6 protein-coding genes and 1 pseudogene are annotated in these 6,115 nt (G+C 40.6%); all 7 read right to left on the minus strand.

Going from position 1 to position 6,115, the window contains the following annotated elements; translation table 11 throughout:
• Positions 1–148: 148 nt before the first annotated feature.
• On the minus strand, positions 149–1,609 hold the full coding sequence (locus AC805_RS04775) for an ATP-binding protein (RefSeq protein WP_231662443.1): 1,461 nt from the start codon (positions 1,607–1,609) through the stop codon (positions 149–151).
• Complete coding sequence (locus tag AC805_RS04780; protein WP_055074354.1) at positions 1,530–2,081, minus strand: heme NO-binding domain-containing protein; 552 nt, start codon at positions 2,079–2,081, stop codon at positions 1,530–1,532. The genes AC805_RS04775 and AC805_RS04780 overlap by 80 nt, the downstream gene beginning before the upstream one ends.
• 596 nt (positions 2,082–2,677) lie before the next feature.
• On the minus strand, positions 2,678–3,412 hold the full coding sequence (locus AC805_RS04785) for a DevA family ABC transporter ATP-binding protein (protein ID WP_055074355.1): 735 nt from the start codon (positions 3,410–3,412) through the stop codon (positions 2,678–2,680).
• A 34-nt stretch (positions 3,413–3,446) separates the two neighbouring features.
• Positions 3,447–3,647: pseudogene (locus tag AC805_RS04790) on the minus strand (response regulator transcription factor); the annotation flags it as partial.
• A 72-nt stretch (positions 3,648–3,719) separates the two neighbouring features.
• A complete protein-coding gene (devC, locus tag AC805_RS04795; protein ID WP_055074357.1) occupies positions 3,720–4,892 on the minus strand; it encodes an ABC transporter permease DevC in 1,173 nt (390 codons plus the stop codon).
• Positions 4,893–5,078: 186 nt separating this feature from the next.
• Positions 5,079–5,438 carry a hypothetical protein gene (locus AC805_RS25430; protein ID WP_156341303.1) on the minus strand — a complete coding sequence of 120 codons (360 nt, stop codon included), beginning with the start codon at positions 5,436–5,438 and terminating at the stop codon, positions 5,079–5,081.
• A gap of 282 nt (positions 5,439–5,720) precedes the next feature.
• The gene (locus tag AC805_RS04805; RefSeq protein WP_197278638.1) at positions 5,721–5,942 is read right to left on the minus strand and encodes an N-acetyltransferase; all 222 of its coding nucleotides are present in this window, start codon (positions 5,940–5,942) and stop codon (positions 5,721–5,723) included.
• Positions 5,943–6,115: the final 173 nt, after the last annotated feature.

Consider the following 6,115-nt stretch of genomic DNA (forward strand, 5'->3'; position numbering starts at 1 on the left):
ATTTAATACCAATTCACGAAAGTGTGACAACACTTTCGTGAATTAGACACCAAACCAAGAGAGAGCATACCGCCCCCTGCGCGGGCGGTATGCTCTCTCTTGGTTTGGTGTTTACTTATGCCTAGCTACTTAGAAAAAACTACGGCAATTAGGACATTGGAATTTTAATGATAAATTCAGTTCCCTTTCCTAATTCAGAGATGACATCAATTATACCCCGATGCTTTTCGATAATTTGATAGCTGATTGATAATCCCAATCCTGTACCTTGACCGACAGGCTTTGTCGTAAAGAATGGATTAAAAATCTTCTCTTTAATCTCATTAGGAATCCCATTTCCATTATCTTTAATGCTAATACAAATCTGTTTAGAGTCATCTAAACTGGTTTTGATTATAATTTGCTTCGAGTTTATATTAGTCTCAAATAATGCGTCAGCAGCATTAGAAATAACATTCATAAATACTTGGTTTAACTGAGATGGATAACAGAACACTTTTGGCAAATTTCCATATTCCCTATGCACCTCAATACCTTGCTTCATCTTGTGGCTAAGAATCAGTAACGTACTATCAATTCCTTCATGTAAGTCCACATCTTTTTGGTCTGCTTCATCCAACCTAGAAAAGTTGCGTAATGACACAACAAGATCTATAACCCGATCTGTTCCTGTTCGTATTGATGCAATTATCCGTGGTAAGTCAATCAATAAAAAATTTAGGTCAATCTCCTCCATGTAATCAATAATTTCAGAAGAGGCTTTGGGAAAGTGCTGCTGATAAAGTTTAATTAGGGTTATTAGCTCTTGAATATACTGATCAATGTAAGTGAGATTCCCATTGACAAAGTTAATTGGATTGTTAAGTTCATGCGCAATACCAGCCACCATTTGTCCTAACCCAGCCATTTTTTCAGACTGAATCAACTGCGTGCTAGTTCTCTGTAAGTCTTTGAAAGCCAGTTCTAACTCTCTAGCTTTCTGTAAGTTTTCAAGAGCCAATTCTAAGTCTCTAGCTCTTGCCTCTGCCAGTATGGAAATCTCCTCCTTGGCTCTCAAGGTATCTTTTAGTTTTAGCTCTCGTTCTACTAACTCATCCATGAGCCGACTCTTCGTTTGCAAAAGTAAGAGAAAGTCAGCAACAGAATCATGAACTGCAAAGTCTTTTAATTTGATGCCAATTTGGTTAAGTTGTTTAATCTCTGTCACGATTGGCGAACCCAGAAAAAAAATAATTTCGCAATCATCAACAGGTAGCATCTGACCTTTCAGAATCATTTCGCTATGGAGCGATTTCAAAATAAATATACTGTGAGATTTCTTGCTAATAGCCGCAAAATCAGTAGTTTGAATAATAGGGCGGTTAATCTGGAAGCACTTGGTAAACGGTGACTCGATGATGTCTGGAATAAGCCGCTGCAAAACTTCTCCAGCTTGGATGATTGTGAGATCGCCCTTAAACACAAAATGAAAAGGAAATGCTTTCGCAAGTAAGTGGGGTGGTAGAGTGAATTGGGGCTGCATGAAAAGTTCAGTTTGGTTTATACTGGATGGTAAATTCATCATGATCTGCACCGTCAGACTTGCTTTGAGTCTGGGTAACTTCAACATCCGTATTTAAATGCGTACCTAAGCCTTTCACCAATCCCACTACCATTGGTGCTAATCCCTCTCGATGTGAATGATAGTGAAGATGTATCGTTTGTTCTTCAACTTCCTCACAGTCAAAAGATGGCGGCTGAAGTTTGGGAAAACTGATGCCGACACGGGTATGAAGATCATCTAGGTTCTGTAAAAATTCGGGAAGTGTATCACCGCTCATTGCCATCAGTTCCCCATACCCTTCTTGAGATGTGTATTGCACCCAGAATTCTCCAAAGGCTTTCATGATTTCTGAAGTAGGTAGCCCCAAAACAAGACTTGCAGCCTTTACAAGTCTATGGGTTACATCATCTGGGTAAGATTCCATGCTGATGAAAGTATCAACTCCAATTTCAGCTTTATGCTGAATCTCTTTCCAAGTTTCTTCACCGAACCGACTACACACCATGTCATGAATTGCTTTGTTAACTAAGCCGTACATAAAATCTCCTATAGTACCGTTTCAGAATTGCTGATGTAGTTCGTCTAAAAAAAACTAGGTTGCTTGAAAGTCTATCAGAAAAATGTGCTTTTCATAGGTTACCCACTTCCTACATAATTTCACCAATCTTGACACAAATGAAAAACTTTTTCTATTACTAAAATATGTAAGAAATGCAAAAGAAAGAATACGAAAAAATAACAGTAAGAATAATACTTTTCCTATGAAATATAGCAGCATAAGAGATAGCTAGGACAAATCAAAATCCTAAAAGCACGTGACTGTGTGAAGTATAGCCACTTATTTATATTCTAAGTAAACCTTATGTTGATATAACCAATAATTACAATTGTAACGAGCTTGATTTTAAGCGTTAATAAATTTTTTCGCCATGCGATCGCTATTTTAGAGGAATCTCATATCGGATTTAGCTATACTTTGATTTGAGCCAATCCCCATCAATTACGAATCGCTTTCCCAATCGCTTATTTACACTCAAATTTACTCTCAAATTTATTCTCAAAGCGATTGGAAAAGTTGCAGAATTGGGACTAACGATTTTTTAATTTTGCGATCGCCATTAATTAATGCCCAACTTAATGACCAGCGTCAATATTAGGAACGAGCTTACCATCTTCCATATAGACAATGCGATCGGCGATATCGAGGATACGATTGTCGTGAGTGATGAGAAGGATAGTGCAGCCTTTTTGTTTGGCGAGGGTTTGCATGAGTTCCACCACTTCGCGACCTGATTTTTTATCAAGAGCTGCCGTGGGTTCATCGGCTAGGACGATTTTGGGTTGAGAAACTAGCGCACGAGCGATTGCTACCCGTTGTTTTTGCCCCCCAGAGAGGCTATCAGGAAAATAATCAAGGCGATGTCCGAGTCCGACTGCTTCCAGCATGGCGGCAGCAGTACCGTCTAGATCGGAAGTTCCATCCTCATCATGAAGTTCTAGAGACATTCGCACATTTTGTTTGGCAGTAAGAAATGTCATCAAATTATGGGCTTGAAAGATATAGCCAATATTACGGCGAATTTGCATGAGAGTGTTTTTATCAGCGCCACGAATTTCTTGATTCAAGATTTTAAGACTGCCCTCCTGTGCCGATCGCAATCCCCCCATAAGCGTCAAGAGGGTAGTTTTGCCAGAGCCAGAGGGACCTGTCATGATGATAATTTCACCAGCGTGGATATCAAGATTGATATCAAAAAGTGCCTGTTTGCGTAAGTCGCCTTCACCAAAATAATGATTGAGAGTTTGGGCAGAGATGACTGGCTCTTGTGAGATCGAGCTAGAATTTGCACTAGAAGTCAGTGTTTCCATAGTTTTATGGGAATATTTTTTGCTTTTTTGCGGGCTAGATCAACTGATTCCGAACGGCAAAAACTGCGGCTTGAACCCGATCGTTCACGCTAAGTTTATTTAAAATGCCATTCACATGACTTTTGATAGTACTAGGGCTGACATAAAGTTCCTTGGCAATTTGAGGATTACTTTTTCCTTCGACAATCAGTGATAGAACTTCAAGCTCACGGGATGTTAAATGGGAATGATGGGATAAGTTTTTTGGAGGATCGATTCTCGTTGATGGCATAATTCTTGATGGGGGAACGTAGTGTGGTAATTATGTTTAGAAGATGTCAGCAGGATCGGCGGTTTGGAGTTTTCGCATGGCGATCGCTCCTGAAGCTACGCACATAATAACGGTCATCGCAAAGACAGAAGTGGCACGTTCTAACGTCATTTTTATGGGTAACATCGTGACGGTATAGGTCACTTGATACAGTCCGACAGAAAGCAGGAAACTAGGCAGAAATCCTAAACAGGCTAATAGGATTGCTTCTTGAAAAAGGATGCTTAAGAGAAAGCGATCGCTATAGCCCATCGCCTTGAGAGTGGCATATTCCGCAAGGTGATCGGAGACATCAGAATAGAGAATTTGATAGACAATCACGATACCGACGATAAAGCCCATCGCCACGCCTAAGCCAAAGATGAAGCCGATACTGGTTCCCGTTTCCCAATAGCTTTTTTCGACACCTGCCCATTCTTCGGTAGTCAACACACGTATATCACGAGGTAGTAAATTGGCGAGTTCCCTTTTGACTTGCTGAGCGTCGGCTCCTTCATTGAGATGAATTAATCCCATCTCAATGCGATCGCTACGACGTTCTGGAAATAAACGTAAAAAAGTCGCATCACTGGTAATAATATTGCCATCCGCCGCAAAGGAAGAACCAACTTCAAATAGCCCGCTTACCTGCACCAATTTATTGTTTAATTGCGCTTCCAATTCTCCCTTTTGCATAAACATATTTGCCACATCGCCATATTCAGGACGACCAGCGCGATCGAAGAGAACGCGATCTAGTTGTTGAATCTGCGGGATTTGTTGGGCGGGATCGGGTAGGTTGACGCTAGGATTACCCGCATCGACTCCCCAAATGAGAATTGCTCGATTTTGACGAGTTTCAGGATTGCGCCATTGACCCGCAACGGAAATATAAAGCGGAGCAACGGATTTAACTTGAGGATGGGCGAGGGTTTGGTAAAGGCGATCGCGTTGAAAACTAGGTGTGGAGATGAGGGTTTGGAACTGAGTGCTGGCGATCGCTAGATCCGCCTGAATCAATTCGCGATAGGGCTTCATCGCCGAATCATAGAGCGCTCCTTCAAAGCCCATCTGCACAAACATCAAGATATCGGCAAAGGCGATACCCGATAACGCCACGATAAAGCGAACTTTATTGCGGGTGAGTTGGAGCCAAGCAAGAGGTGTTTTTCTTAATAATTTACGAAGCATAGGTTCTCAGTAATGCGGATGGTATTGGCTTTTGGCTTTTGGCGATTAGCTTTTAGCTAGCTTTCTTAATAAGTTGGCGATCGCCATTAAAAAAGGCGGATAGATATTCGATTCCGCAAGTAAAAACTATTTCTGTTGATTTGAATATCGCAATGGCGATCGCACAATTGATGACTTTGAGGTCAATTATGTTGTAGATAACCAGAACCAATGTTCTTGAAGCTTTTGAAACTCTAAAATTTTACCTCTAGAGAAGTGATTTAAGTTAGGCACTTGATCACTATAAACATAACCAGCTACACTATCAAATCCAGAGAACGTGCAGAAGAGAATTTCCATTGTTTCTGTGGATTTATCAACATCAATTGTGCCATCACAGGAAGTCCAGAGATATTGTCGAGGTAATTCCGTTCGTCCATAGGAGCCTGATATTAACTGCCCTGACCTAACTAATGCTACTACATCTTCTCGGCTGTGAAGGAATATGTCAAAGTTTAGACTGAGCCAAACTTGCGTGAAATTCACATTGAATAATAGTCCTAGCATTAAGACATGAATTAAGAACGGCAAAAAAGATTTAATTCCAATTTGCTTGAAACGTAGAATAGTGTGTAAAGCCGACCAAATCAGAGTTGTAGCATAAAAAATCAGGAATGGAAGAACTAGTAAACTCGCCAAAAGTGATACGGTTGGAAAGAAGTAAGAAAATAGGTCTCTAAAACACCAGATTAGTAGCAGGATATTGCTTAAATATGCGAGTTTATAGAGGAGTGGAATTTCTCGGATAAATTGACAGATTTTAGAACGCATATTCAGTATCTCTTAATATTAATCTTGAGGCGATCGCATCATCATCCATAGGGGAGGTGCATCGTTGAGAACTCGTAATTCTTCGCGCACCACAAATCCATGCCGTTGATAGAATTTTACGGCGCGATCGGTGGAAGTAAAGAGATAGCAAATCTCACCTTGGCGATCGGCTTGCTGGAGAACGGGCTGCAAGAGCAAGCCACCAATTCCTTTACCTTGTGCGTTTGGTGATACTGCCAATCCCACTAGTAGACAGTCAAAGATAATTTGGCGGGTAAAATAAAGGGACAGAAAATAGTAAGGAAAAAGGTATGTCAGCAAAACGATACAAAGTGACATTAACCGAAGAAGAACGCCAAAAACTAGAACAAATCACTAAAAATGGTAAGTCGGCAGCAGCCAAAATTAACCAT

This window comes from Pseudanabaena sp. 'Roaring Creek' (genome assembly GCF_001402795.1).
Classification (GTDB): Bacteria; Cyanobacteriota; Cyanobacteriia; order Pseudanabaenales; family Pseudanabaenaceae; genus Pseudanabaena.

Bases quoted from the DNA above. Each gene is read 5' to 3' on its own strand.
- AC805_RS04775 (WP_231662443.1), bottom strand. From the start codon at position 1,609: ATGTTGAAGTTACCCAGACTCAAAGCAAGTCTGACGGTGCAGATCATG.
- devC (WP_055074357.1), bottom strand. From the start codon at position 4,892: ATGCTTCGTAAATTATTAAGAAAAACACCTCTTGCTTGGCTCCAACTC.
- AC805_RS04785 (WP_055074355.1), bottom strand. From the start codon at position 3,412: ATGGAAACACTGACTTCTAGTGCAAATTCTAGCTCGATCTCACAAGAG.
- AC805_RS25430 (WP_156341303.1), bottom strand. From the start codon at position 5,438: ATGCTAGGACTATTATTCAATGTGAATTTCACGCAAGTTTGGCTCAGT.
- AC805_RS04780 (WP_055074354.1), bottom strand. From the start codon at position 2,081: ATGTACGGCTTAGTTAACAAAGCAATTCATGACATGGTGTGTAGTCGG.